Source organism: Variovorax sp. YR750 (genome assembly GCF_900109805.1).
Classification (GTDB): domain Bacteria; phylum Pseudomonadota; class Gammaproteobacteria; order Burkholderiales; family Burkholderiaceae_C; genus Variovorax; species Variovorax gossypii.
The window spans coordinates 109,421-135,117 of sequence record NZ_FOBJ01000011.1 but is presented as its reverse complement, the minus strand read 5'-3'; the positions used below and the strand labels follow the sequence as shown (position 1 = coordinate 135,117).

Annotated in this window: 24 protein-coding genes and 1 pseudogene; 10 read left to right on the top strand and 15 right to left on the bottom strand. The window is 69.5% G+C overall.

Annotated features, from left to right (window positions below; genetic code table 11):
* Positions 1-2: 2 nt before the first annotated feature.
* Positions 3-1,205: a CaiB/BaiF CoA transferase family protein gene (locus BMY35_RS22445; RefSeq protein WP_093203922.1), complete on the bottom strand. Its 1,203-nt coding sequence runs from the start codon at positions 1,203-1,205 to the stop codon at positions 3-5.
* Positions 1,198-2,133 carry a hydroxymethylglutaryl-CoA lyase gene (locus BMY35_RS22440; RefSeq protein WP_093203919.1) on the bottom strand — a complete coding sequence of 312 codons (936 nt, stop codon included), beginning with the start codon at positions 2,131-2,133 and terminating at the stop codon, positions 1,198-1,200. Before BMY35_RS22440 ends, BMY35_RS22445 begins: the two co-directional genes overlap by 8 nt.
* 126 nt (positions 2,134-2,259) lie before the next feature.
* Here BMY35_RS22440 and BMY35_RS22435 point away from each other — a divergent pair, with 126 nt between their 5' ends.
* Positions 2,260-3,000 (top strand): IclR family transcriptional regulator, encoded by a 741-nt coding sequence (locus BMY35_RS22435; RefSeq protein ID WP_093203917.1) that lies wholly within the window; start codon positions 2,260-2,262, stop codon positions 2,998-3,000.
* A 134-nt stretch (positions 3,001-3,134) separates the two neighbouring features.
* Here the strand turns inward: BMY35_RS22435 and BMY35_RS22425 are convergent, their stop codons facing one another.
* Together BMY35_RS22425 and hisC are read right to left on the bottom strand one after the other, a co-directional pair.
* Positions 3,135-4,106 (bottom strand): Bug family tripartite tricarboxylate transporter substrate binding protein, encoded by a 972-nt coding sequence (locus BMY35_RS22425; protein WP_093203912.1) that lies wholly within the window; start codon positions 4,104-4,106, stop codon positions 3,135-3,137.
* A gap of 66 nt (positions 4,107-4,172) precedes the next feature.
* Positions 4,173-5,162, bottom strand: a pseudogene (gene hisC, locus BMY35_RS22420) (histidinol-phosphate transaminase); the annotation flags it as partial.
* 195 nt (positions 5,163-5,357) lie between these two features.
* Between hisC and BMY35_RS22415 the strand changes: the two are divergent.
* Positions 5,358-7,544, top strand: a complete 2,187-nt coding sequence (locus tag BMY35_RS22415; protein ID WP_093203908.1) for a malate synthase G — start codon at positions 5,358-5,360, stop codon at positions 7,542-7,544.
* Between the two features lie 137 nt (positions 7,545-7,681).
* Positions 7,682-8,953 carry an MFS transporter gene (locus tag BMY35_RS22410; RefSeq protein ID WP_093203905.1) on the top strand — a complete coding sequence of 424 codons (1,272 nt, stop codon included), beginning with the start codon at positions 7,682-7,684 and terminating at the stop codon, positions 8,951-8,953.
* Here BMY35_RS22410 and BMY35_RS22405 read toward each other — a convergent pair.
* The 3 genes from BMY35_RS22405 to BMY35_RS22395 form a co-directional block, all read right to left on the bottom strand.
* Entirely contained in the window at positions 8,943-9,380 is a 438-nt protein-coding gene (locus BMY35_RS22405) for an EamA family transporter (RefSeq protein ID WP_093204267.1), read from the bottom strand. The two genes, BMY35_RS22410 and BMY35_RS22405, sit on opposite strands and share 11 nt — an antisense overlap.
* Before the next feature lie 76 nt (positions 9,381-9,456).
* A complete protein-coding gene (locus tag BMY35_RS22400) occupies positions 9,457-10,236 on the bottom strand; it encodes a hypothetical protein (protein ID WP_093203903.1) in 780 nt (259 codons plus the stop codon).
* Positions 10,229-10,456 carry a hypothetical protein gene (locus BMY35_RS22395; protein WP_093203900.1) on the bottom strand — a complete coding sequence of 76 codons (228 nt, stop codon included), beginning with the start codon at positions 10,454-10,456 and terminating at the stop codon, positions 10,229-10,231. The genes BMY35_RS22400 and BMY35_RS22395 overlap by 8 nt, the downstream gene beginning before the upstream one ends.
* A 415-nt stretch (positions 10,457-10,871) precedes the next feature.
* Here BMY35_RS22395 and BMY35_RS22390 point away from each other — a divergent pair, with 415 nt between their 5' ends.
* Positions 10,872-11,444: a fasciclin domain-containing protein gene (locus BMY35_RS22390; protein WP_093203898.1), complete on the top strand. Its 573-nt coding sequence runs from the start codon at positions 10,872-10,874 to the stop codon at positions 11,442-11,444.
* Between the two features lie 29 nt (positions 11,445-11,473).
* On the opposite strand, the gene BMY35_RS22385 is transcribed toward BMY35_RS22390, so the two are convergent.
* Positions 11,474-12,409 carry a LysR substrate-binding domain-containing protein gene (locus BMY35_RS22385; RefSeq protein WP_093203895.1) on the bottom strand — a complete coding sequence of 312 codons (936 nt, stop codon included), beginning with the start codon at positions 12,407-12,409 and terminating at the stop codon, positions 11,474-11,476.
* Positions 12,410-12,491: 82 nt separating this feature from the next.
* Here BMY35_RS22385 and BMY35_RS22380 point away from each other — a divergent pair, with 82 nt between their 5' ends.
* Genes BMY35_RS22380 through BMY35_RS22365 form a run of 4 tightly spaced genes read left to right on the top strand, consistent with a single transcriptional unit; the run spans position 12,492 to position 15,258 of the window.
* Positions 12,492-12,860, top strand: coding sequence for a DUF2917 domain-containing protein (locus tag BMY35_RS22380; RefSeq protein ID WP_093203893.1), 369 nt, complete (start codon positions 12,492-12,494; stop codon positions 12,858-12,860).
* A gap of 32 nt (positions 12,861-12,892) precedes the next feature.
* Positions 12,893-13,708 (top strand): enoyl-CoA hydratase-related protein, encoded by an 816-nt coding sequence (locus BMY35_RS22375; RefSeq protein WP_093203890.1) that lies wholly within the window; start codon positions 12,893-12,895, stop codon positions 13,706-13,708.
* Between the two features lie 57 nt (positions 13,709-13,765).
* On the top strand, positions 13,766-15,022 hold the full coding sequence (locus BMY35_RS22370; protein ID WP_093204264.1) for a 6-phosphofructokinase: 1,257 nt from the start codon (positions 13,766-13,768) through the stop codon (positions 15,020-15,022).
* Entirely contained in the window at positions 15,019-15,258 is a 240-nt protein-coding gene (locus BMY35_RS22365) for a cysteine-rich CWC family protein (RefSeq protein WP_093203888.1), read from the top strand. Before BMY35_RS22370 ends, BMY35_RS22365 begins: the two co-directional genes overlap by 4 nt.
* On the opposite strand, the gene BMY35_RS22360 is transcribed toward BMY35_RS22365, so the two are convergent.
* Positions 15,249-16,559, bottom strand: coding sequence for a zinc-binding metallopeptidase family protein (locus BMY35_RS22360; protein ID WP_093203885.1), 1,311 nt, complete (start codon positions 16,557-16,559; stop codon positions 15,249-15,251). The two genes, BMY35_RS22365 and BMY35_RS22360, sit on opposite strands and share 10 nt — an antisense overlap.
* A gap of 134 nt (positions 16,560-16,693) precedes the next feature.
* Between BMY35_RS22360 and BMY35_RS22355 the strand changes: the two genes are divergently transcribed.
* On the top strand, positions 16,694-18,214 hold the full coding sequence (locus BMY35_RS22355; RefSeq protein ID WP_093203883.1) for a DHA2 family efflux MFS transporter permease subunit: 1,521 nt from the start codon (positions 16,694-16,696) through the stop codon (positions 18,212-18,214).
* Positions 18,215-18,280: 66 nt separating this feature from the next.
* Positions 18,281-19,420, top strand: coding sequence for an ABC transporter substrate-binding protein (locus tag BMY35_RS22350; RefSeq protein WP_093203880.1), 1,140 nt, complete (start codon positions 18,281-18,283; stop codon positions 19,418-19,420).
* A 9-nt stretch (positions 19,421-19,429) separates the two neighbouring features.
* On the opposite strand, the gene BMY35_RS22345 is transcribed toward BMY35_RS22350, so the two are convergent.
* From BMY35_RS22345 to BMY35_RS22320, 6 genes are read right to left on the bottom strand one after another with little or no spacing between them, the layout of a single operon-like run.
* Positions 19,430-20,200, bottom strand: coding sequence for an SDR family NAD(P)-dependent oxidoreductase (locus BMY35_RS22345; RefSeq protein WP_093203878.1), 771 nt, complete (start codon positions 20,198-20,200; stop codon positions 19,430-19,432).
* Complete coding sequence (locus BMY35_RS22340) at positions 20,197-20,991, bottom strand: SDR family oxidoreductase (RefSeq protein WP_093203875.1); 795 nt, start codon at positions 20,989-20,991, stop codon at positions 20,197-20,199. Before BMY35_RS22340 ends, BMY35_RS22345 begins: the two co-directional genes overlap by 4 nt.
* Positions 20,988-22,379 (bottom strand): transaminase, encoded by a 1,392-nt coding sequence (locus tag BMY35_RS22335; RefSeq protein ID WP_093203872.1) that lies wholly within the window; start codon positions 22,377-22,379, stop codon positions 20,988-20,990. Before BMY35_RS22335 ends, BMY35_RS22340 begins: the two co-directional genes overlap by 4 nt.
* An 11-nt stretch (positions 22,380-22,390) precedes the next feature.
* The gene (locus BMY35_RS22330; RefSeq protein WP_093203870.1) at positions 22,391-23,062 is read right to left on the bottom strand and encodes an HAD-IA family hydrolase; all 672 of its coding nucleotides are present in this window, start codon (positions 23,060-23,062) and stop codon (positions 22,391-22,393) included.
* Positions 23,059-24,309 carry a Tm-1-like ATP-binding domain-containing protein gene (locus BMY35_RS22325; RefSeq protein WP_093203867.1) on the bottom strand — a complete coding sequence of 417 codons (1,251 nt, stop codon included), beginning with the start codon at positions 24,307-24,309 and terminating at the stop codon, positions 23,059-23,061. The genes BMY35_RS22330 and BMY35_RS22325 overlap by 4 nt, the downstream gene beginning before the upstream one ends.
* Positions 24,306-25,685, bottom strand: coding sequence for an aminotransferase class III-fold pyridoxal phosphate-dependent enzyme (locus BMY35_RS22320; RefSeq protein WP_093203863.1), 1,380 nt, complete (start codon positions 25,683-25,685; stop codon positions 24,306-24,308). Before BMY35_RS22320 ends, BMY35_RS22325 begins: the two co-directional genes overlap by 4 nt.
* Between the last annotated feature and the right edge of the window lie 12 nt (positions 25,686-25,697).

Genomic DNA, 25,697 nt, shown 5'->3' with positions numbered 1-25,697 from the left:
GGTCAGTCTCCGAGTGTGATGTGTCGTGTTTCGAGCGCGGCGATCTCTTCGTCGCTGTAGCCCACTTCCTTCAGCAGCTCGCGGCCGTGCTCGCCCACGCGCGGCGGCTGAAGGCGGATGCCCGGGCGTTCGCCGTCGAGCGTGAACGGCATCAGCGGCACCTTGGCCATGCTGCCGTCGTTCATGCGCACCGGCGCGAGGCCGCCGGTGGCGTTGAGGTGCGGATCGTCGAACAGCTCCTGCGGCCTGGTGATGGGCGCGAAGGGCAGCTCGTTCTTCTCGAACACCGCGGCAAGATCGGCCGCGCTGTGGTTCGCGAGATGCGAGCGCAGGATCGGCATCATCCATTCGCGCGCCAGCACGCGGTCGTTGTTGGTCTTCAGGCGCGGGTCGGCCAGCATCTCGTCGAGGCCGAATGCCTTGCAGAAGATGGCCCACTGCTTGTCGCTCACCGCCGCCAGGAAGATCTGCTCGCCGTCCTTCACGGTGAACACGTCGTACACGGCCCAGGCCGAGATGCGGCTGGGCATCGGGTCGGCCGCCTTGCCCGTGGCGGCGAACTGCATCATGTGTTGCGCCACCAGGAACACGTTGTTCTCGAACAGCGCCGACTGCACCTCGCAGCCCTTGCCCGTGATGTCGCGCTGGCGCAGCGCGGCCATCGCGCCGATGGCGCCGAACATGCCGCCCATGATGTCGTTCACGCTGGTGCCCGCGCGCAGCGGGTCGCCCGAGCGGCCGGTCATGTAGGCGAGGCCGCCCATCATCTGCACCACTTCGTCGAGCGCGGTGCGGTGGTCGTAGGGGCCGGGCAGAAAGCCCTTGTGGCTCACGTAGATGAGGCGCGGGTTGAGCTTGCTGAGCGCGTCGTAGTCGAGCCCCAGCTTCTTCATGGTGCCGGGCTTGAAGTTCTCGCTGACGATGTCGGCGGTGGCGATGAGGCGCAGCGCGGCTTCCACGCCCTCGGGCTTCTTCAGGTCGAGCGCGATGCTCTTCTTGTTGCGGTTGAAGGTCGGGAAGAAGCCCGAGCCCGAGCCCAGCAGGCGGCGGGTGTTGTCGCCCTCGATGGGCTCGACCTTGATGACCTCGGCGCCCAGGTCGGCCAGCAGCAGGCCGCAGGTCGGGCCCATGACCATGTGCGTGAACTCGACGACGCGGACGCCGGCGTACGGCAGCGGGTTCGACGATGGGTTGGCTTCAGACATGGGTAACGGCTTCCTGGACAAAGCCTTTCGGCAGGCCGGCCTCGGGCGTCATGCCGTAGACCGGTTCGCCGGGCAGGCCGGCCATGAGCGGCGCGCGCGCCGCGATGAGTTTCTGGATGTCGATGCCGGTGCGCACGCCCATGGCTTCGAACATGAAGACGAGATCTTCGGTGACGGCATTGCCCGAGGCGCCCGGCGCGTAGGGGCAGCCGCCGAGCCCGCCCAGCGATGCGTCGAAGGTGCGCACGCCCTCGTCCCATGCCGCGAGGCAGTTGGCGATGCCGAGGCCGCGCGTGTTGTGCATGTGGGCCGCGCCGGCGTGCCTGCCGATCTCGGCGCGCAGCCGCTTGAAGAGGCGGCGCACCTGTGCGGGGTTGGCGTAGCCCACGGTGTCGGACAGGCCCGATTCGTCGGCACCGGCCTCGATGCATTGCGCGGCCAGGCGGATCACGTCGTCCTCGGGCACCAGGCCCTGCAGCGTGCAGCCGAAGGCTGTGGAGATGCCGGCCTCGAGCCTCACCTGCGGCGCGATCTCGCGGCGCAGCTCGGAAATGGCGCGCACCTCCTCGACCATCTCGGTGGGCGTCTTGCGTACGTTGGCCAGCGAATGCGCCACGCTGGCCGACACCGGCATCGTGAGCTTGTGCGCACCGGCCTCGAGCGCGGCCTGAGCGCCCTTGCGGTTGGGCACCAGCGCCATCACCACCAGGCCGGGCAGCGTGACGGCGTGGCGCACCACCTCGGCGGCGTCGGCCATCTGCGGCAGCAGCTTCGCGGGCACGAAGGAAGCGACCTCGATCTCGCGCACGCCGGCGGCGTAGAGCGCGTCGATCCAGCGCAGCTTGTCGGCCGTGGGCATGGTGGCCTTGACCGACTGCAGGCCGTCGCGCGGACCGACCTCGCTGATGAGGACGTCTGGGGGTGTCATCGAATCCGTCTCCTGTTCTGGAACTGCTTGACCATTCTGTCTTATAGAACTACATTCCGTTAAACAGAATTAGACCGTCGATCCGCCCCGACTGTCAAGCCGAGCCGTTCCCAACTCCTTCCCGTCATGCCCCGCAAAGCCCAGACCGAATCCGTCTCCGACCTCAATGCCGCCCCCGGCGGCGCGGCCGCGGTCGACCGCGCACTGAGCCTGCTCTCGGCCTTCCAGCCTGGCGACGAGGCGCTGTCGCTCGCGCAGTTCGCCGAACGCACGCAGCTCTACAAGAGCACCGTGCTGCGGCTGCTGGCGTCGCTGGAGCACGCGCGGCTGATTCGCCGCCAGGACGACGGCCGCTACGCGCTGGGCATGGAGATCGCGCGGCTGCACGGGCTCTACACGGCGTCGCAGTCGCTCGACCGCATCGTGCTGCCGGTGCTGCGCGCGCTGGTCGCGACCACCGGCGAGAGCGCGGCGTACCACGTGCGGCAGGTGCAGGGCGACAGCTGGGTGCGGCTGTGCCAGTTCCGCGTCGATTCATCGCACGTGGTGCGCGACCACGTCCGCGCCGGCGACCTGCTGCCCAACGACCGCGGCGCGGGCGCGCGCGTGCTGATCGCCTTCGGCCCTGAAGCCGAGCTGCCGCGCGGAGCGAAGGAGCGCAAGCTGTACGACACCATTCGCGCGCAGGGCTGGTGCGCGCTGGTGGGCGATCGTACGGCCGAGCTGGCCGGCATCTCGGCGCCGGTGTTCCATGCCGACGGCAGCCTGGCGGCCGCGGTCACGCTGACGATGCCCACGCACCGCTACGACGAGCGCTACATCGAGCCGGTGCGCGCCGCGGCCAGGGAACTCAGCGGGCAGGTCTGACGGTCTTGCTCCTTCCCCTTTTGGGGGAAGGCTGGGATGGGGGCAAGCGGCCTTCGATGCTCAGCTGAAGATGCATCCGCCGCTTGCCCCCACCCCAGCCCTCCCCCAGCGGGGGAGGGAGAAATGCGGGAGCCTCAGGACTCGGCCTTGAAGCCCGAGTTCTTGATGGGCAACTCCCAGCGCTTGAGGTGCGCCGCCTGGATCGCAGCCAGTTCCGCCGGCCCCGCATGCGCGGGTACGAGCCCCAGCGCGTAGATCTTTTCCTGCACGTCGGGCATCCGCAGCGCCTCGGCCACGGCCTTGTCGATGCGCGCGACGAGTTCGGGCGACATCCCCGGCGGCCCGTACATCCCGAAGAAGGCATCGGCCGTCACGTTGATGCCCGCCTCCTTCAGCGTGGGCACCTCGGGCAGCGCGCGGCTGCGCTGCTCGCCCGTCACCGCGAGGATGCGGACCTTGCCGGCGCGATGGTGCTCGATGGTTTCCGAAGCCGTGTCGACCATCAGCGGCACCTGCCCGCCGATCAGGTCCTGCGCCGCCGGAGCACCGCCGCGATAGGCCACGTGCGTCATCGGCACGCCGGAGGCCTGCGCGATCAGCTGTCCCGCGAAATGCGGCACCGTGCCCGCGCCCGAGGTGGCGTAGTTCGCCTTGGCGGGATTGGCCTTCATCCACGCTAGCACCGCCTTCAGGTCGCCGGGCGGCGCGCCCGGGCCGGCGGTGACCGCGAAGTCGAAGGTGCTGCCGAGGGCGATCGGCGTGAAGTCCTTCGCCGGGTCGTAGCCGAGGTTCGGATAGAGCCACGGGTGGATCACCATCGCGCCGCTGGGCGAGAAGGCTAGCGTGGCGCCGTCGGGCGCCGAGCGCTTGAGCTCGCCCAGCGCGAGCCGTCCCGCCGCGCCGGGCTTGTTGTCGATGATGACGTTCTGCCCGAGCGACACGCGCATCTTGTCGGCCAGCAGGCGCGCCACCACGTCCACCGAACCGCCCGGGGGAAAACCGACCAGTATCCGTATCGTGCGGTCCTGCTGCGCGAACGCCAGCGGCGCGGCGGCCGTGACGGCAAGGGCGGCAGCGGCCTGCGCTGCGAACTGACGGCGTTTCATGGTCTTGTCTCCTCGTGGCGTTGTGGAAATGTCGGACCCGCCGGGTTCAGCCCGGCCTTGTTCGGCTCAGCGCAAGGCGGCCAGCACCGCCCGGTTCTGCTCCGGCAGGCCGATGCTGACGCGCAGCCACTCCGGCAGGCCGTAGGGGCCGAGCAGCGAAACCTCGATGCCGGCCGCCAGCAGGCGCGCATGCACGGCCTGCGCGTCGCCGACCCGCACCATCAGGAAATTGCCGGACGAAGCGACGTGTTCGAAGCCCAGCTCCCTGAAGCCGGTCGCGAGCTGGTCGCGGCCCGCCGTGTTGAGCTCGTAGGTGCGCGTGAGGAAATCCGCGTCGCCCAGCGCGGCCACCGCCGCTGCCTGCGCCGGCGTCGTCACGTTGAAACGCGGGCGCTGCGCATTCATGCGCGCCGTGAGCGCCGGCTGCGACACGCCGTAGCCAATGCGCAGCCCCGCCAGCCCGAAGGCCTTGGAGAAGGTTCGCGCCACGATGAGGTTGGGCAGGCGCCGCACCCATTCGATGCTGTCGTAGCGCTGCGCGGGCGACAGGTATTCGGTATAGGCCTCGTCCAACAGCACCGTCACGTGCGCCGGCACCGACTGCAGGAAGGCCAGCAGCGGCGGGGCGTCGATGAAGGTGCCGGTCGGGTTGTTCGGGTTGGCGACGAACACCAGCTTCGTGTCGTCGCCGATGGCGGCGCGCATCGCGTCGAGGTCGTGGCCGAAGTCGCGCGAAGGCACGACAGTTGCGTGCGCATGGGCGTGCGCCGTGGCCTGCGCGTAGACGATGAAGCCGTACTGCGAATAGACGACGCCCTCGCCCGGCTTCAGGCTCACCTGCGCCGCCAGTTCGAGGATCTCGCTCGATCCGCTGCCCAGCGTGAGCCAGTCGGCCGGCACGTCGAGCCGGGCGGCCAGCGCGTTCTTCAGCGCCGTGCCGTTGCTGTCGGGGTAGTTGCCGGCGCCCGCGAGCGCTTCGGCGGCCGCGCGGCGGGCCGATTCGGGCATGCCGAGGGGGTTTTCGTTGGAGGCCAGGAGGATCATGGAACTGGAATTCGTTTTTATTTAAGAAGTTAAATATATCCGGCACTTGCAACGCTCTTATCAGTGCCTACCCTTTGCACCACAGGGCGCCCGACATCGATTACCTCCATTTTTGTCACGGATAAATCCCGCTTCCGGCTCTTACTGGCCAGCAAAGTATCGAATAAAGTTCGTCCCAGGATTGCATTTGTCTCAAGGAGAACCCCCATGACCGCCCGCACCACCGCCCACGGACTCCAGGTCGCGACCGAGCTGCACCGCTTCATCGAGGACAAGGTCCTCCCCGCCAGCGGCGTGGCCAGCGACGTCTTCTGGAAGGGCTTCGACGCCATCGTCAGCGACCTCGCGCCGAAGAACATCGCCCTGCTCGCCGAGCGCGACCGCCTGCAGAGCGAACTCGACGCATGGCACAGGAAGAACCCCGGCCCCATCGCCGACATGCCGGCGTACCGCGCCTTCCTCGAGAAGATCGGCTACCTGCTGCCCCAGCCCAAGGGCGTGAAGGCCACGACCGCGAACGTCGACTCCGAACTCGCGCTGCAGGCCGGCCCGCAGCTGGTGGTGCCGATCCTGAACGCGCGCTACGCGCTGAACGCCGCCAACGCGCGCTGGGGCTCGCTGTACGACGCGCTCTACGGCACCGACGCGATTCCCGAGACCGGCGGCGCCGAGAAGGGCAAGGGCTACAACCCGGTGCGCGGCGCCAAGGTCATCGAGTTCGCGCGCAACGTGCTCGACCAGGCCGCGCCGCTGCAGAACGGCTCGCACAAGAACGCCACCGGCTACAGCGTGAAGGACGGCCAGCTGGTCGTCGCGCTGCAGAGCAGCAGCACCGGCCTGGCCGACGCCTCGCGGTTCATCGGCTACCAGGGCGACGCCGCCGCGCCGTCGTCGGTGCTGCTCAAGCACAACGGCATCCACCTCGACATCCGCATCGACCGCTCCACGCCCATCGGCAAGAGCGACGCGGCCGGCGTGAGCGACCTGGTGCTCGAAGCCGCGCTCTCCACCATCCTCGACCTGGAAGACTCGGTGGCCGTGGTCGACGCGGCCGACAAGGTGGTCGCGTACTCGAACTGGCTCGGCATCGTGCAAGGCACGCTGACGGAAGAAGTCGCCAAGGGCGGCAAGACCTTCACGCGCGGCCTGAACGCCGACCGCGAGTACACCGGCGCCGACGGCAAGCCCGTGAAATTGCACGGCCGCTCGCTCATGTTCCTGCGCAACGTGGGCCACCTGATGACCAACCCGGCCATCCTGTACGCCGGCGGCAAGGAAATTCCCGAAGGCATCCTCGACGCCGTGGTGACCACCACCATCGCCACCATCGACCTCAAGCGCAAGGGCAACTCGCGCACCGGCAGCATCTACATCGTCAAGCCGAAGATGCACGGCCCGGCCGAAGTGGCCTTCGCCAGCGAGCTGTTCGGCCGCGTCGAGCAGCTGCTGGGCCTGCCGGCCAACACCGTGAAGCTGGGCATCATGGACGAAGAGCGCCGCACCAGCGTGAACCTGAAGGCCTGCATCGCCGAGGCCGCCGCGCGCGTGGCCTTCATCAACACCGGCTTCCTCGACCGCACCGGCGACGAGATGCACACCGCCATGCAGGGCGGCCCGATGATCCGCAAGGGCGACATGAAGTCCAGCGCGTGGATCGGCGCCTACGAGAAGAACAACGTGCTGGTCGGCCTGTCGAGCGGCCTGCGCGGCAAGGCACAGATCGGCAAGGGAATGTGGGCCATGCCCGACCTGATGGCCGCGATGCTCGAGCAGAAGATCGGCCACCCCAAGGCCGGCGCCAACACCGCCTGGGTGCCCTCGCCCACCGCCGCCACGCTGCACGCGCTGCACTATCACCAGGTCAGCGTGACCGCGGTGCAGCAGGAGCTGGAGAAGATCGCCGCCCAATCTGACCCAGTGATCGAGCGCGACAACATCCTCAACGCGCTGCTGCAGGTGCCGATCGCGGCCGAAGCCAAGTGGACGGCTGAAGAGCGCCAGCAGGAAATCGACAACAACGTGCAGGGCATCCTCGGCTACGTGGTGCGCTGGATCGACCAGGGCGTGGGCTGCTCGAAGGTGCCCGACATCCACAACGTCGGCCTGATGGAAGACCGCGCCACGCTGCGCATCTCCAGCCAGCACATCGCCAACTGGCTGCTGCACGGCGTCGTGACCAAGGCGCAGGTCGACGAGACCTTCCAGCGCATGGCCAAGGTGGTCGACGAGCAGAACGCGGGCGACCCGCTGTACCAGCCGATGGCCGGCAACTTCGCGACCTCGGCCGCCTACAAGGCTGCGCAGGACCTGGTGTTCAAGGGCATCGAGCAGCCCAGCGGCTACACCGAGCCGCTGCTGCACGCATGGCGCCTGAAGGTGAAGGGCGAGGCCTGATCGCCCACCCAGGTCCGGCACTAAGCCGGGCCTGAAACATGCAAGACGAACGGCGCCCTCGGGCGCCGTTCTGCATGATGGGCGGCATGCCGTTAGCATCGACGGGGTTCTCCCTCTGCTTCCCGCCCTCCCCTTCGATGAACACGAACGCGGCATCGCCGCCTCCGCCGCGCTGGTCCTCCTCCGCGGCCGCCATGCTCGTGGCACTGGCCACCGCCTTCGCACTGAGCCAGGCCTTCCGCACCGTCGGCGCCATGATGGCCACGCCGCTCACCAGCCACTTCGGCCTGACGCCGCAGCAGCTCGGCACCTGGGCGGGCACCTTCCACTTCATGTTCGGGATCATGCAGCTCGCAATGGGCGTGTCGATCGACATGTTCGGCGTGCGCCGCACGGTGCTGACCGCCTTTCCGCTGGCCGTCGCGGGCGCGGTGCTGTGCGCGATGGCGCCGAACTTCCACGCGCTGCTGCTGGGGCAGGCGCTGATCGGCGTGGGTTGTGCGCCGGCCTTCCTGGCCTGCACGGTGTTCATCGCGCGGCACTTCGATGCATCGCGCTTCACCGCGATGTCGGGGCTGGTGATGAGCCTCGCCGGCATGGGCATCCTGTTCACGGGCACGCCGCTGGCACTGCTGATCGAGGCTTCGTCGTGGCGCGTGGGCTATGCGGTGCTGGCTGCATTCGCTGTCCTTTCGTGGCTGCTCATCTCCTGGCGCGTGCACGAGCCTGCGCGCCCTACGGACCAAGCACCCGCGGGGCAGACCGAGCGCCAGTCGCTGCGCAAGGCCGTGCGCGAACTGCTGCCGCTGTTCGCCATGCCCCACACGCTGGGGCTGCTGTGCTTCGCCTGCGTGTCGTACGCCGCCTTCATCACGCTGCGCGGCCTGTGGCTCGGCCCGGTGCTGCACGACCGCCACGGCCTCTCGCTGGTGGCGAGCGGCAACGTCGCGCTGGTGATGACCGTCGCCGGCATGATCAGCCCCACGCTCTTCGGCCGCATGGACCCGGGCGGCGCGCGGCGCACGCGCTGGATGATGGGCTGCGCGCTCGCCGGCACGCTGATGTTCGGCGCGATGGCGCTGACGCATTCGCGTGCGGTCGACATCGGCCTTCCGATCATCTATGGCCTGCTCTCCGGCTACAGCGTGCTGCAGTACGCGTACACCAAGAACGCCTACCCGGCCGCCATGACGGGCCGCGCGATGGCGCTGATGAACATGGCCATGTTCCTCGGCGTCTCGCTGATGCAGTGGACCACCGGCGTGGCCGCGTCGTGGGCCGTGGCGAATGGCGTCGAGCCGTTCCGCGCGGTGTTCCTCACCGTCGCGGGCATGCTGGCCGCCGGCACCATGGCGTTCTTCCTGCTGCCGCGCGCACCCGCACGGACGGCGGCGCAGCTCAGCGCTTGATCGCCAGCATCAGCACGCCGCCAGCGATCATCGCGACACCGGCCCATTCGCGGCCGGAGGGGCGCTCGCCGAGGAACATCACCGCGAAGAGCACCACCAGCACCACGCTGAGCTTGTCGACCGGCGCAACCTGCGAGGCATTGCCCATCTTCAGCGCGCGGAAGTAGCAGACCCACGACGCGCCCGTCGCGAGCCCCGAGAGAACGAGAAAGAGCCAGGTGCGCGGCGAGAGCTGCAGCGGGTTCGTCCACTTGCCGGTGGCGTTCACGAAGACCAGGAGCACCGCGAAGATCACCACGGTGCGCACCAGCGTGGCCATGTCGGAATCGACGCCGGCCAGGCCGAGCTTGGCGAGGATGGCCGTCAGCGCGGCGAAGACGGCCGACAGGACGGCCCAGAGGAACCAGTTGGAGGCGGTGAGGTTCATGGTGCTTTCTTTCATCGACGACAACGCGGGCGCCTCCATCATGCGCGACGCGACTTGTCGCTACCTGACGAGCGGCTCAGGCGTCGTCACCCAGCCTCGCCCGGATCTCCTTGCGGCTCAACTGGCGCTTGGTCGCGGCATAGACATCCGGTCGCCCGTACATGGCCTGGTTGCTCGATACGCCGAACTCCGGTCGACCCCATGTGCAGGTGGTCTTGACGAAGCAGCGCCGCAGCGCGTCGAAACGCTTCTCCCAGACGCCCGGAGCCTTCATCGGCGGCGTGGGCGCCAGCGTGATCTCGAACCAGTCGCCGTTCACGCAGTGCCATTGCGTGAGTTCGTCGATCGCGATGAAAGACGCATGTGGTTTCTTTCCGCTCCTCTCATCGCTCTCGCCGCGAGCCCATTGCCGGGCCTGGGCGAGACGCCGGTTGGGCAGCAGGATGCCGGTGACCGGGTGCACGAACAGTTCGACATGCGAAGCCTGATGCAACGGCGCGCGACTGCCGTCGTTCCACCAGCGTGCCCGCACCCACACTTCGCCATCGCGCAGCACCGCTGCGCGCTCGACGAAGTCGTCGATGTGTTCAAAGATGTGTGCCTGCACCGTGCTGCGGCGATCGATGCCGCTGCACAGTTCCGCGTAGACCTTGTCCCACGGCCGGTGCACCTGTTTGTGCAGCCAGCGTTTGAGCGGCGCGAGGTTTTCGCTGAGCCACTTCCTGTGCTTGTAGCCGCGCTTCATGCCGACGCGCGATCCTGCCTCGTTGCTGTTGCGCCAATTGCGTCCATCGCCCTGCACGCGCCAGCCGCTTCGCGGCCGCTCGACGATGACCTTGTCCATGTCGTCACGCATCGTCGCTCCTCCCCCTGAAGTCGCGCGCTGCCTTCTGCAGCGCCACCTTCTGCGCGCGCCGCTCGGCGCTGTGGGTGCGCAGGTGGCGCCCCGCCTTCTGGCTTGCTTCGCGGCGCGCCAGCGCGGCCACCACGGGATTGCGAGGTGCCGCATTCGGCACCGAAAAATAGAACCGGCCCAGACGCTTGTCGTCGTCGCGGGCCTTTCGTTGAGCACTCATGTGCACACACTCCGAAAAACAAAAAGGCCCCGGCGAATGGCTGCGCGGGGCCTTTGTCGACTGGCCTCGGCGGGTGCGTGGAATGCACATCCGGCCGGGGCGGTCGGTGTGCGGATCAGGTGTTCAGGTAACGGTTCATTGGATTGATGTGTCGCCAGGGAGGTTGATCGTCGCCGGGCGCGAAGGGAGCAAAAACTGTTGCTGAAAAACGAAGGGCGGATTCTGTCGATCGCGCATGCGATGTGCAAGCGCCGCATGTGCCTCTGTGGCGCAAAGCCTACGCAAGGCTTTTCTTGAACCCGGTGAATCCGGTTGCGCGAATGCGCCGTATCCCACTCAAGCGCGTCGCGCCTCCGAGCTGTTGGCGGTTTCCACAGAGAGCCTCGAGAACCAATCACCTTTCCAGGAGACTTCCATGAAGAAACTCGCAATCGCAGCAAGTGTCTCGGTCCTGCTCGCAGCCTGCGCAGGCGGCATGGGCATGAGCGGCAACAGCAGTGGCACATCGAACCCGATGGTCGGCGGCGCTCCGATGTACCCGACGAAGGACATCGTCGACAACGCCGTGAATTCGAAGGACCACACCACGCTGGTGGCCGCCGTGAAGGCCGCGGACCTCGTCGGCACGCTGAAGAGCCCCGGTCCCTTCACCGTGTTCGCGCCCACCAACACGGCCTTTGCCGCTTTGCCGGCGGGCACGGTCGACACGCTGCTCAAGCCCGAGAACAAGCCCACGCTGACCAAGGTGCTGACCTACCACGTGGTGCCCGGCAAGCTCGACGGCGCCGCGCTCATGAGCGCCATCAACGCGGGCGGCGGCAAGGCCACGCTGAAGACCGCGAGCGGCGGCACGCTCACCGCGACGATGAGCGGCGGCAACGTGATGGTGACCGACGCCAAGGGCGGCACCGCGACGGTGACGATCGCCAACGTCTACCAGTCCAACGGCGTGATCCACGTCGTGAACAAGGTGCTGCTGCCGGGCTGATCGGCCCCCTTTTCCGTTTTCCGCTTTCGTCAGCCGCGCTGCGCGGCCTCGGCCTCGTCGCGCAGCCACTGCGCGAACTCCTGCGCGTCGCGGTTGCCCGCGGCGCGCCTGGACATCTCGATGAAGTAGCCGCGATGCGAGGCGGCGCCCTCGCCCAGCGGCGCCACGAGCCGGCCGTCGCGCACCAGCTCGCTCAGCAAGGGCAGCCGCCCGATCACCACGCCCTGCCCCGCCACCGCGGCGGACACGGCATCGGCGTACTGCGTGAAGCGCAGCGTGCTCTTCATGCGCAGGTCTTCCAGCCCCATCACCTTGAGCCAGGGCTCCCAGTCGGCCGTGGGAGCTTCGCTGTGGTCGGGGTACTCGACGGTAAGCAGCGTGAGCTTCGAGAAGTCGGAAAGCTGGCGCAGCGATGCGGCCACCTGCGGCGAGCACAGCGGGATCACCGACTCCTCGAACAGCGCCGGGCCGATGCCGCGGCCCACGGGCACGAAGCGCACCGCCAGGTCGATGCGGCTGCTTTCCAGATCGAGCACGTCGAGCGTGGCCGACACGCGCACGTCCACCTGCGGATGGCTGCCGGTGAAGCGCGCCAGTTTCGGAATGAGCCAGATCGACGCGAAGCCCGGCGTGGTGGTGATCGCCACCTGGCGCGGCGCCGAACTCGCACGCACCCGCGCCGTGGCGTCGCGCAGGCGCTCGAGGCTGTCGGTGACGGCACGCTGCAGCACCCCGCCGGCCTCGGTGAGCGACAGCGCGCGATGGCGCCGCTCGAACAACAACACGCCCAGGCTGGCCTCGAGCTGCTGGATCTGCCGGCTCACGGCCGACTGCGTGAGGTGCAGCTCGGCGGCCGCCAGCGTGAAGCTCAGCCGGCGCGCGGCCGCCTCGAAACTGCGCAGCAGCTCCAGCGGCGGCAGCTCGCCGCCGGTGGCTCCGGCGGCTTTCGCATTCTCTGTACGCATGCAACGAGTTCCGAATTACCGTGTGCAAAGAGGGATCCGGCTCACTATATTCATTCGCATAGTGAATGCAATGGAGCTTGCCATGAGCACCTCGTCCTCTTCCACCGCCTCTTCTTCCTCTCCCTCCGTGACTTTCTCGTCCAGCACTTCCCGCTTCCATGTGAGCCTGCCGAAGCGCTCGGTCTTCGCCGTGCCCGACGGCGCGGGCGTTGGCATCGAATGCCGCAGCGGCTCGGTATGGGTCACGATCGACCGCGACACGCGCGACATCGTGCTGGAGCCCGGCGAGCGCTTCGAGAGCAGCGATCACCGTCGCGTGCTGGTGTCGGCGCTGGAATCGTCGTGCATCACCGTGTCGGACGCCCGGCCGGCCGCCATGCCGCTGCCCGCGCCTTCGCCGCGCGCATGGTCGCCCCGGCGACTGCTGCCCCACGGGTTGTCCCCGGCTTGACCGGCCCCCATGCGCATCGAACCATCGATGCCATGAGTTCCGACACACCCCCACAACCTTTCATCCTCCAGGAGCAGGCCGACGGCATCGCGACGCTGACGCTGAACCTGCCCGCAAAGCTCAACCCCATCGCGCGCGACCTGCAGGTCGAGCTGCGCGACGCGCTGGAGCGCATCCGCGACGACCGCTCGGTGCGCGCCGTGATCCTCACGGGCGCCGGCAAGGCCTTCTGCGTGGGCGCCGACCTGAGCGCGATGACGCCGCCCGAGGAAGGCAAGTCGCTCGGCACGCAGACCGCCGAGTGGATGCAGAACCTGAGCAACCCGCTGATCGAGACCCTGCGCACGCTGCCGGTGCCGGTGGTCGCGGCAGTGAACGGCCCGGCCGCCGGCGCGGGCGTGGGCCTGGCGCTCGCGGCCGACGTGACCATCGCCGCGCGCAGCGCCTACTTCTACCTGCCCTTCCTGCCGAAGCTGGGCATCGTGCCCGACCTGGGCTGCACCTGGGCCATTCCGCGCCGCGCCGGCCGTGCACGCGCCATGGGCATGGCGCTGCTCGACGAGCGCGTGGGCGCGGGCCGCGCGGTGCAGTGGGGCCTGATCTGGGCCTGTGTGGACGACGAGCAGTTGCTCGAAGAGGCCAAGGGCATCGCGCAGCGCCTCGCCCGCCTGCCGGCGCATGCGGTGATCGAGGCGCGCGAAGCCTTCGAGGCCTCCGAGCACCACACGCTGAAGGAACAGCTGCACTACGAGAGCGAGCGCCAGCGCGAGCTGATCGACCGGCCCAGCTTCCGCGAAGGCGTGAGCGCCTTTCTGCAGAAGCGCCCGCCGGTCTTCGAGAGCCGCTGACAATCCGACACCGGCGTCCACTGGCGCCGGCCGGGGGGCTGCAGGACAATGCCGCGCATGTCCATCCCCAACGCCTTCTACGCCCAGTCGGGCGGCGTCACCTCGGTCATCAACGCCTCGGCCTGCGGCGTGATCGAAACGGCGCGCCGGCACCCCGACCGCATCGGCAAGCTCTACGCCGGACGCAACGGCATCATCGGCGCGCTGGCCGAGGAACTGATCGACACCGGCGCCGAATCGGCCGAGGCCATCGCGGCGCTGCGCACCACGCCCTCGGGCGCCTTCGGCTCCTGCCGCTACAAGCTCAAGTCGCTGGAGAAGAACCGCCGCGAGTACGAGCGGCTGATCGAGGTGTTCAAGGCGCACGGCATCGGCTACTTCTTCTACAACGGCGGCGGCGACTCGGCCGACACCTGCTTCAAGGTGAGCCAGCTCTCGCAGTCGATGGGCTATGCGCTGCAGGCCATCCACGTGCCCAAGACCATCGACAACGACCTGCCGCTGACCGACTGCTGCCCCGGCTTCGGCTCGGTCGCCAAGTACGTGGCGGTGTCGACCATCGAGGCCTCGTTCGACGTGCGCTCGATGGCGGCCACCTCCACCAAGGTGTTCGTGCTCGAGGTGATGGGCCGGCACGCGGGCTGGATCGCGGCGGCCGGCGGCCTGGCCTCGGACCAGGGCATTCCGGTGGTGGTGCTGTTCCCCGAGATCGAGTTCGACAAGGCGCGCTTCCTCGCGCGCGTCGACGAGCTGGTGAAGCGGCACGGCTACTGCTCGGTGGTGGTGTCCGAAGGCTGCCATCACCCCGACGGCACCTTCCTTGCGGAGCAGGGCACGCGCGATGCCTTCGGCCATGCGCAGCTGGGCGGCGCCGCGCCGGTGGTGGCGCAGATGATCAAGGAAGCGCTGGGCCACAAGTTCCACTGGGCCGTGGCCGACTACCTGCAGCGCGCCGCGCGGCACATCGCATCGGCCACCGACGTGCGGCAGGCCTACGAACTCGGGCAGCGCGCGGTCGAACTCGCGCTGGAAGGCCGCAACGCGGTGATGCCGACCATCGAGCGCATCTCCGACGTTCCGTACGCATACCGCATCGGCAGCGCGCCGCTCGAATCGGTCGCGAACGTCGAGAAGCCGATGCCGCGCGACTTCATCTCCGACGACGGCTACGGCATCACCGAGAAGTGCCGCCGCTACCTGCTGCCGCTGATCGAGGGCGAGGACTACCCCGCCTACAGCGGCGGGCTGCCGGTGTACGCGACGCTGCGCAACGACATCGTCGCGAAGAAGCTGCCGGCCTTCGAGATTTCATGATGACCACGGAGGCCGTTCCCGGCCTGATCGACGCCACGCGCTGCCCGCTGTGCGGCGAACTGAACCGCTGCGCGATGGAGATCGAGCGCGAGACCGGGCAGGCGCAGCCGCCGTGCTGGTGCATGCAGGTCGACTTCAGCAAGGCGCCGCTCACCAACCTGCCGGAAGAGATGCGCGGGCTGGCATGCATCTGCATGCGCTGCGCGACGGGCGCGGCGCCTCAGTCTCAGGACTGACCAAGGCTCTGCTGCTGCGCCTCTGCCTGCGGCTGCGCAGCCTCGGCCACGTCGGCCGCCACCACCATCGTCGGCGCATCGCCCGGCCGCTGCTGCGTGACCACGCGGTGGATGAACTGCAGCTTGCCCACCGCCACGCGCGGCATCACGAAGGGGTAGTAGTCGGGCTGCCCCATGCTGCGCGACAGCTCGTTGAGCACGTTGGTGAGCAGCACCCAGCCGTTGACGAAGTCGAGGAACTTGCCAGCGTCGGGGTCGTCCGGCTGCCAGAGGTCGTCGAGGGTGAACAGGTCGCTCGCGAGTTCGACGTTGGTGGCGTCGACGCCGAAGCTCATCGCGGTATCGGCCGTGTCGGCCATGTGCAGGTAGTGGGCCCAGGTCTCGGCCCAGTCTTCCCACGGGTGTGTGCTCGCGTAGCTGCTCACGAAGCGGTCGGCCCAGTCGGGCGGCGGGCCCTGCTCGTAGTGCGTCTGCAGCGCGGCGGCGTAGTCGGCGCGCTCGTCGCCGAAGAGGCTCCGGAAGTCGTCGATCCACTGCGTGGGCTGCACCAGCAGGTCCCAGTAGTAGTGGCCGATCTCGTGGCGGAAGTGGCCCAGCAGCGTGCGGTAGGGCTCGCGCATCTCGGCGCGGATGCGCTCGCGCACGGCGTCCTCGGCCTCCTCCGCGTTGAGGGTGATCACGCCGTGCTGGTGGCCGGTCATGACGTGCGGGCCGCCGGGCACGTTGCTCAGGAAGTCGAAGCTCAGGCCGTGCGCGGGATCGACGTGGCGGCTGACCACCGGCAGGCCCAGCGCCAGCAGCTGCGAGACGAGCCGGCGCTTGGCGGTCTCGAGCTTGCGCCAGAGCTCGCCGTTGCCCTCCACCGAGAGATCGGGAATGGTGCGTGTGACGCTGCAGGCCAGGCAGTAGCCGGGCGCCAGGCCCTGGGTGTCGGGGGGCAGCTGCTCGCCCTCGCGCGCGGCGGGCACCATCCAGTTGCACGCGGCTGGCGTCATGAGGTTCGCGCAGCGCCGGTAGGTCTTGCCGTGCGGATCGCCGAACACGGTGAAGGTGTCGGGCTGCGCGCCCTCGCCGACAGCCGGCGCGAGCGGCATCACGCCGAGCCGCTCGATCACGTAGCCCAGCGGCGTGTGGCAGGCCAGGCACTCGCTGTTGCGCAGGAAGACGGGGCGGTCGCACTGGCAGCGGTAGGCGCGGCTGACAGTGGGCGCCGCGAGTTCGGTCGCGAGCGTGGGCGCGCCTTCCGCTTCGCCGGAGGCAACCGGCTGGGCGTTGGCTTGATCGTCGGATGGAGCGTTCATGCGGCAGTTGTCTTGATCGATCTTCTTGACGCGGAGGGGGCAGCGGACCGATTTTGCGGCCGCCCCTTTCATTTGCCGCCACGCAAAGCCCGATATGCTTGTAGGACGACGGACCCGAGACATTCCGCCGCCCCATGACCTCCCCACAGCCCCAAGAAGCCGCGACCACGCCGGCCCCGCCCTCCATCGGCACGATGCGCCAGCGCTATGGCGAACGCTACCGCTGGTACCTGCTGCTTTCCGTGATGGTGGGAACGATGGCGTCGATCATGTCCTCGACCATCGTCAACGTGGCGATCCCCGGCATGAGCCATCACTTCTCGCTCGGCCAGGAGCGCGCGCAGTGGGTGAGCTCGGGCTTCATGGTGGCGATGACGGTGTCGATGCTCACCACGCCGTGGCTGCTGTCGCGCTACGGCTACCGGCGCACCTACGTGGGCACGATGCTCCTGCTGCTGGTGGGCGGCATCGTGGGCGGCGTGGCCAACGACTTCTCGCTGGTGCTGTTCGCGCGCGTGGCCGAGGGGCTGGCGGCGGGGGTGGTGCAGCCCATTCCGGCCATCATCATCCTGCGCGCCTTCGAGCCGCACGAGCAGGGGCGCGCGAGCGGCATCTTCGGCATGGGCGTGGTGCTGGCGCCGGCCATCGGGCCGAGCATCGGCGGAGTGCTGGTCGACCTGTTCGGCTGGCGCTCGATCTTCTTCATGGTGGTTCCGTTCTGCCTGGCCTCTCTCTGGCTGGCCTACAAGTTCGTGCCCAAGACCGCGCCCGGCGGCGTGGCCGCCACGCGCGGCGACGGCCTCGATGCGCGCGGACTGGCGCTGGGCACGGTCGGCACGCTGTGCCTGCTGAACGGCCTGGTGGCGCTGCGCGGCGATTCGCCATTGCAGGCGGCGCTGCTGCTGGCGGGCGCGCTGGCCTCGTTCGGCATCTTCGTGTGGTGGCAGCGCCGCCTGGCTGCTTCGGGCGGCACGCCGCTGATGAACCTGGCGCTCTTCCGCTACCGGCAGTTCGCGATGGGCAGCGTGGTCGCCTTCATCTACGGCACGGCGCTGTTCGGCTCGACCTACCTGCTGCCGGTGTACATGCAGGTGGGGCTGCATCTCTCCGCTTCGCACGTGGGCACCATCCTGCTGCCGGCGGGCATCGTGCTGGCGCTCACCATCGCCGGCGTGGGCCGCCTGGCCGACAAGCACCCGACCTGGGTGCTGGTGACCATCGGCCTCGCGCTGCTGGCGGCCTCGTTCGCGCTGATGATGGTGCTGCGGCTCGACAGCGCGCTGTGGCTGCTGGTGGCCTTCGCGATCATCGGGCGCATCGGGCTGGGCTTCATCCTGCCCTCGCTCAACCTGGGCTCGATGCGGCCGCTGGCCAAGCCGCTGATTCCGCAGGGCGCGAGCGCGATCAACTTCGTGCGCATGCTCGGCGGCGCGGCCGGCGTGAGCCTGTGCGCCATCGTGCTCGAGTGGCGCCTCGCGGCGCACGGCGATTCGCTGGCCAACCCGATGAGCAGCCCGGCGCGGCTGGCAGCCTTCGACGAGGTTTTCGCGATGCTGGCCGGGCTCTGCGCGCTGGCCATCTGCGCGGCCTGGCAGCTGCGCCAGGGGTCCGGGAACCCCGTGAGGCCGGCGGGGCCGCCGCGCAACACGGGGTAAACCCCGGCGGCGGAAGACGGGGCTTTCGCATTCAATTGTTATCAGTTGTATCGCAATCAGGCCCCCATGCATCGCAGAAATTTCATCGCCGCCTCGGCTGCGGCAGTGGCCGGCTTCGGCCCGCTTTCATCCGCCCTGGCCGCCGAGAACGGCGTCACCGACAGCGAGATCGTCCTCGGCCACACCGGCATCCTGAGCGGCCCGCTGGGCGTGCCGGTCAAGGTCGTGATGGCCGGCGCAGGGCTGGCCTTCGACGCGGTCAATGCGCAGGGCGGGTTGTCGGGCCGCAAGATCAGGCTTGTCTCGCTCGACGACGAGCTGAAGCCCGAGAAGGCCGTCGCCAACTACGAAAAGCTGCTGGCGGAACATCGCGTCTTCGCCTTCTTCGGCTGTGTCGGCTCCGCCACCACCGCCGCGGGGGCCAAGGTGCTGAACCAGAGCGGCGCGCCGACGGTAGGCGGCTACGCGGTATCGGATTCGGCCCGCGAGAAGGTCGGCGGCGCCGGCTACTTCGTGCGCGCCACCTTCGCCCGCGAGGCCCAGGCGCTGGTGCAGCACCTGACGACCATCGGCGTCTCGCGCATCGCCGTGGCCTATCTCGACAACCCGGGCGGCGCGGAGGTCGCCAAGCTCGTCGGCGATGCACTGACCGCGCTGAAGCTGAAGCCCGAGGCGGCGGTGGCTGTGAAGGGCGACGGCACGACCAACGAGGCGTCCGGCAAGGCACTGGCCGACAGCAAGGCGCAGGCCGTGATCATGTACCTGGGCGGCGGCATCGGCGGCGAGGTGATGAAAGCCGCGTGGGCCGCCGGCGGGCGCCAGATGTTCTACGGCATGTCGATCGTGCCGGGCGACGTCACCGCGAAGCTGGTGGGCGACAAGACCAGCGGCCTCGCCATCTCGCAGATCGTGCCCTACCCCTGGAGCGAGGTCGACGCCGGCGCGAAGGAATACCGCCAGCTCGCCGAGCGCGCCAAGGTGGACATCGGCTACCTGAGCTACGAGGGCTACGTGAACGCGATGGTGATGATCGAGGCGCTGCGCCGCACCGGCCGCGACCTCACGCGCGCCAAGCTGCACGCCACGCTCAAGGCCATGAAGCTGCGCATGAGCAACATGGAGATCGACTTCACCGGCACCAGCAACACCGGCTCGCGCTTCATCGAGATGGTGCGGGTGACGAAGGAAGGCAAGTTCCTGCGCTAGGAACGCCCCTCACGCGGCCCGCGCCGCCGCAGGCACCCGAGCACCGCCGTCGGCCACCAGCGCCGCGCCGGTGATGAAGGAAGCCTCGTCGCTCGCAAGGAACAGGCACACGGCCGCCATCTCCTGGGGCGTGGCCATGCGGCCCAGCGCGATGCGCGCCACCGTCTGGGCGTGCGCGGCGCTCTCGTCGATGCCGCGCTCGGCCGCGAGGTCGCGCATCTCCTGCCGGCTCATCGGCGTATCGACCCAGCCGGGGCACAGCACATTCACGCGCACGCCCTTCGGCCCGTAGGCCTGCGCCGCCGAACGCGTGAGCGCGACCACGCCAGCCTTGCTCGCGGCGTAGCTCGCCATGCCGGCGCCCGCATTGAAGGCCGCGACCGAGGCGATGTTGACGATGGCGCCGCCACCTTGAGCCACCATGCCGGGCAGCACCGCGCGCTGGCAGCGCATGGTGCCGCCGAGGTTGACCTCGTGCAGGCGCCGCCAGGCGTCGTCGTCGATGTCGGCCGCGTCGTCGTTGCGCACGATGCCTGCGCAGTTCACCAGCACGTCGAGGCGGCCGAAGGCGGCCTGCACCGCTGCCACGGTGGCGCGAACTGCCTCGTCGTCGGTCACGTCGCAATCGAAGGCCGGGCCCTCGCCTACGGGCTGCGGCCTGGGCCAGCCGGCCACCGCGACGCGTGCGCCCTCGGCGGCGAAACGCGTGGCCACGGCTGCACCGATGCCGGTGGCTGCGCCGACCACCAGGCAGGCCTTGCCCTGCAGGCGCCCGGTCATGCCTGCTCCGCGAAGAACGGGCTCTCGGGCAGCGTGGAGCCGCCATCGACCACGATGGTCTGCCCCGTGATGTAGCGCGCCGCCGGGCTGGCCAGGAAGCGCATCGCGTACGCGATGTCCTCGGGCCGCCCCAGTTCGCCGGCCGGAATGTGCCGCGCGATGCGCGCCGCCTTCGCCGGGTCGGACAGCAGCGAGCCGCCCTGCTTGGCGATGTAGCCCGGCTCCACGCCGTTGACGGTGATGCCCTCTCGCGCGTACTCCAGCGCGGCAGTGCGGATGAAGCCGTTCACGCCCGCCTTGCTCGCCGCGTAGTGCGCGCTGCCCGGCATCGCCACGCGCGGCCCCGTGACCGACGAAGTGACCAGCAGCCGCCCGCCACCGCGCGCGCGCATGTGCGGCACCGCCGCCTGCGCGAGCCAGAAGCAGGCCTTGAGGTTCACGGCCAGCGTCTGCTCGAGCTGATCGTCGCTCATCGCGTCGATCGCGGCCCAGGGATTGACGGCCGCGTTGTGGACCACGATGTCGAGCGCGCCGAAGATGCGCGCCGCCTCGGCCACGGCACGTTCGGCCTCGTCGCGACGGCCGATGTCGCAGGCCAGCGCCTGTGCGCGAAGGCCACGCTCTCGCAGCGCAGCCGCCACCGCCTCGCCCGCGCTGCCGGTGCGGTTGGCGATCAGTACCGAGGCACCGGCCTCGGCGAACACCTGCGCGATGGCCGCGCCGATGCCGCGCCCGCCGCCGGTGACGAGCGCGACCTTGCCTTCGAGCCCGAAAGCGTCGCCCGCGCTCATCCCCTGCACTCCCGCACGAACTCGGCGAAGGCCGCGTTGTGCTCGTCCACCTCGCGCTCTGTGGTGCCCGGGCAGCACAGCATCATGTTGTGGAAGGGCGTGATGAGCACGCCCCGGTTCATCAGGTAGAGGTGCAGCAGCGCCTCCAGGTCGCCGTCGCGCGTGCGGCGCACGTCGGAGGCGTTGCGCGGCGCGTCGGGACAGAAGAGCGTTTCCACGCGCGCGCCGACCTTGGTGGCGTGCCACGGCAGGCCCGCTTCCGCGATGCTGGCGTTGACGCCATCGGCCAGCCGCTGCGCGAGCGTGCGCATGCGCTCGAAGGCCTCGGGCGTGAGCACCTGCGAGAGCACCGCGCGCATCACGGCCACGGTGAGCGCGTTGCCCGCCAGCGTGCCGCCGAAGCCGGCATGTGCCGACTGGCGCTGCGTGGGATGCAGCTTGGGCAGCACCTGCCAGACTCGCTCGGCGGTTTCCGAGCTCAGCCCGAAGGCTGCGGCGGGAATGCCGCCCGCGATGGCCTTGCCGATCACGAACATGTCGGGCTCCAGCCCGTGCTCGCGGGTGTAGCCGCCGGGTCCGCTGGAAATGGTGTGGGTCTCGTCGATGACGAGCAGCGTGCCGGTCTCGCGCGTGAGGCGGCGCAGCGCCTCGTGGAAGCCGGGGTCGGGCGCGATCATTCCGTAGTTGGTCATCGCGGGTTCGGCCAGCACGCAGGCCACGTCGCCGGCGCGCAGCGTGCGCTCCAGCGCCGGCAGGTCGTTGAACTCGACCACGGCCGAAAGTTTGTCGTGCGGAAAGCCGTTGGGGTGGATGTTGTTGCGCATCGCGACCGCGCCGTCGCGCAGCTCAACGTGCGCCTCTTCCACCGAGCCGTGGTAGCAGCCCGAGAACACCAGCACGCGAGGCCGGCCGGTGACCATGCGCGCCAGCCGTATGCAGGCGCGGTTGGCGTCCGAGGCCGAGGTCGTGAGGTTCCAGTACGGCAGGCCGAAGCGGCGCGCGAGCTCTTCGCCGACCCAGGCCGCATCGTCGTTCGGCAGCATCAGCGAGGTTCCAACGCGCGCCTGCCGCGCCATGGCCTCGACGATGGCCGGATGGCCGTGGCCGCACATGCCGCCGGTGTCGCCGAGGCAGAAGTCGGCATAGCCGTTGCCGTCCACGTCGACGAAGCGCGCGCCGTAGGGCAGCTGCGCATCCTGCACGTAGAGCGGCCAGCCGCCGATCCAGCGGCGCATCCAGTGCGAGGGTGCGCCGTAGAGCCAGGCCTGCTGGCCCTGGGCATAGAGTTCGCCGGAGCGGGCGTGGGTGCGCGCGTAGCGTTCCTGCTCGGCCTGCATCAGGGTCTGCACGCGCTCGCGCGGCACGGTGGGTTCGAAGGTCGGAGTCATCGGAAGAAAGATCAATCGAGAGAGGAAGAAGCGACACCCAGCAAGGCCAGAGCCTTCGCGTAGCTCGCACCGGGGTGCATCACGTCGAAGTGAACTGTGCGCATGCCCACGCGCTCGGCGCCGGCGATGTTGCGCAGCTGGTCGTCGACGAACACGCAGGCATCGGCGCTCAGGCCGAGCTGCTCGATACATTGCCGGTAGGCGCGCGCGTCGGGCTTGAGGATGCCGGTGTGCGTGGCGTCCACCACCACGTCGAAGGCGGCCATGAAGGGCAGGCGCTTGCGGAAGTCGGCGCCGTAGAACAGGTCGAGCTCGTTGGAGAGGATCGCGAGCCTGCAGCCCGCGCGGCGCGCAGCGTCGATGGCCGCGATCGCCTCGGGGCGGATCGCCGCCTCCGGGTCGGCGCCGCGTGCGCGCTGCACGAAGGTTTCCATGCGGTCCCAACGCTCGCCGACGAGTGCGCCGACTTCGCGGGTGCGCGCCATCCAGTAGTCGCGCTCGGAGATCTTGTCGGCCTGCATGTCGCGCCACAGCGGATCGCTCGCGATGTCGAAGGGGCCGCGCCAGGTCAGCGTGCCGCGCGGCAGCGAGAGTGCCTCCTCGGTGAGCGCGTGCGTCTCGAACAGCGTGCGGCTGATGACGCCGCCGAAGTCCAGCACCAGTGCCTGCGTGCCGCGGCTCATGCGGGCCTCCCGGCGGGCACGGTGCCGTCGGCCACCCATGCGTCGAACACGCGCAGCGCGGCGTCGCAGAAGGCGTCGTCGTTGATGTGTGCGTCCAGCTCGATCAGCCGCGTGGCATTGCCGATGCTGCCGCGCAGGCCGTCGGTGAAGGCCGCGAGGCCCTCGGGGTCGTGCAGCGGTTCGCCGGGGCGGTCCCAGCCTTCGATGCCCTGCAGCGGCATCAGCACGCAGGTGGCGCCCTCGGCACGGGCCAGCCGGCGCGCGATCTCGGCCGCGACGCCGCGGCGGAAATCGGGCGCGCTCAGCGCGGAGGCCAGCAGCCGGTTGTGCATGTGCGCCGGCCGGCCTTCAAGTCCCGCGGGCATCGGCTGCCACGCGGGGTAGTCGAGCATGTCGATCGCGCCCGGCGCGACGATCTGCGGCGTGCCCGCGCGGCCCGCGCCCAGCAGCCGGTCGGGGCCCGCGTTGACGCAGGAGCCGCCGAGCTGGTTGGCCAGCTCCTGCAGGCTGAAGTCCATCACCGCGCAGAAGCGGCCCTCGGCGGCCAGCGCCTCGAACGCTCGCCCGCCCATGCCGGTGGTGTGGAACACCGCGACCTCGTAGCCGCGCGACTCCAGCGCGGGCTTGAGCGTCTTCATGTAGGTCAGCGCGCTGGAGCCCAGCGAGGTCATGCCCACCAGCGGCCGGCCGAAGGCAGGCGCGCGCACCTGCCGGCAGGCGCCCAGCACCGCGCCGGCCGCCTGGCTCAGGGCCGAGCGGCACAGGCTGTTGAGGCCGTAGAGCCCGCCGGCCCACAGCACCATGATGAGGTCGGGCGGAATGCGCTCGGGCGGCAGCAGGTGCGAGTAGGCGATGGTCGAGACCAGCACCTTCGGCACTCCAAGCGGCAGCGCCTGCGCCACGTCGAGCGCGAGGTCGGTGCCCATGGTGCCGCCGAGCGCCAGCATGCCGTCGATGCGGCCTTCGGCCTGCCAGCGCGCGGCGAGCTTGGCGGCACCGTGGGCCATCAGCGTCATCGCGGTGTTCTCGTCGCCGCTGGCCGCCACTTCGGCGACGGTCTTGCCTGCCGCCGCGGCCACTTCGACGTGGGTGATCTCGGGCACGAAGGGCGCGCCGTCGAGCACGCCCACGTCCATCACCACCGCGCGGCCGCCGCCGGCCTCGATGCACTCGCGCATGAAGAGCAGCTCGGCGCTCTTGGTGTCGGCGGTGCCGATCAGGAGGATGGTCGGAACGGTCGGTGTCACAGCGTCGCTTCCACCTCGGCGAACGCGCCTTCGAGCGCATCGACCATGAAGTCGACCTCCTCGCGCGTGATGACCAGCGGCGGCGAGAGGATCAGGTTCGGCCCCGAGATGCGCACCATCAGCCCGCGCCGGTAGGCGGCCTGCGCCACCTTCGCCGCGACCGGATTGCCACGCGGCAGCGTGGCGCGCGTGGCCTTGTCGGCCACCATCTCGATGCCGAGCATCAGGCCCATGCCTCGCACGTCGCCGACGAAGCTGAAGCGCTCGGCGAAGGGCCGCACGCGGGCCTGGAAATGCGCGCCCACGCGCGCGGCGTTGCCGGGCACGTCGAGTGCCTCGATCTGGTCGAGCGTGGCCAGCGCGGCGGCCGCCGCCACCGGGTGTGCGCTGTAGGTGTAGCCGTGGCCCACCGCGGCCTGTCCCGTCGGGTCGTCCATGAACGCCTCGGCCACCTTGGCGCCGATGGCCGTGGCGCCCAGCGGCACGTAGCCCGAGGAGATGCCCTTCGCGAGGCACCACAGGTCGGCCTTCACGTTCCACAGCCGCGTGCCGAACATCGCGCCGCCGCGGCCGAAGCCGGTGACGACCTCGTCGGCGATCAGCAGCACGCCGTACCTGTCGCAGATCTCGCGCACGCGCGGCCAGTAGTTGGGCGGCGGCACGATCACGCCGCCGGCGCCCTGGATCGGCTCTGCGATGAAGGCGGCGACGGTGTCGGGGCCCTGGAACACGATCTCGCGCTCCAGCAGCGTGGCGCAGATCTCGCCCAGCTCCTCCGGGTCTTGCGTGTACGGGTTGCGGTACAGCCATGGCGTGTCGACATGGAAGCAGCCGGGCAGCAGCGGCTCGTAGGCGCGGCGGAAGTTGAGGTTGCCGTTGACGCTCATGCCGCCGAAGTGCACGCCGTGATAGCCCTGGCGCAGCGCGATGAACTTGTGGCGGTCGGCCTGGCCCTTGAGCTTCCAGTACTGGCGCGCGAGCTTGAGCGCGCCTTCCACCGCGTCGGAGCCGCCGTTGCTGAAGAACACCGCCGCCACGCCGTCGGGCTCCATGGTCTGCACGATGCGCTTCGACAGCTCGATGGCGCGCGGATGCGTGGTACCGCGGAACACGTTGTAGAAGGGCAGTTCGTCGAGCTGCGCGACGATGGCGTCGCGCACCGCCTTGTTGCTGTGGCCCAGGTTCGCGGCCCACAGGCCGCCGACGCCGTCGAGCATCCTGTGGCCGTCGACGTCCCAGATCCAGCAGCCCTCGCCGCGCGCGATGATGTCCGGCTTCGTCTTCTGCATGGCCTGCGGATGGGCCATCGGGTGCCACAGGTACTGCGCGTTGTCGCGCTTGAGTGCCGCCACTGCGGCGGCATCGGTCGATGTCATGCGTTGTCTCCG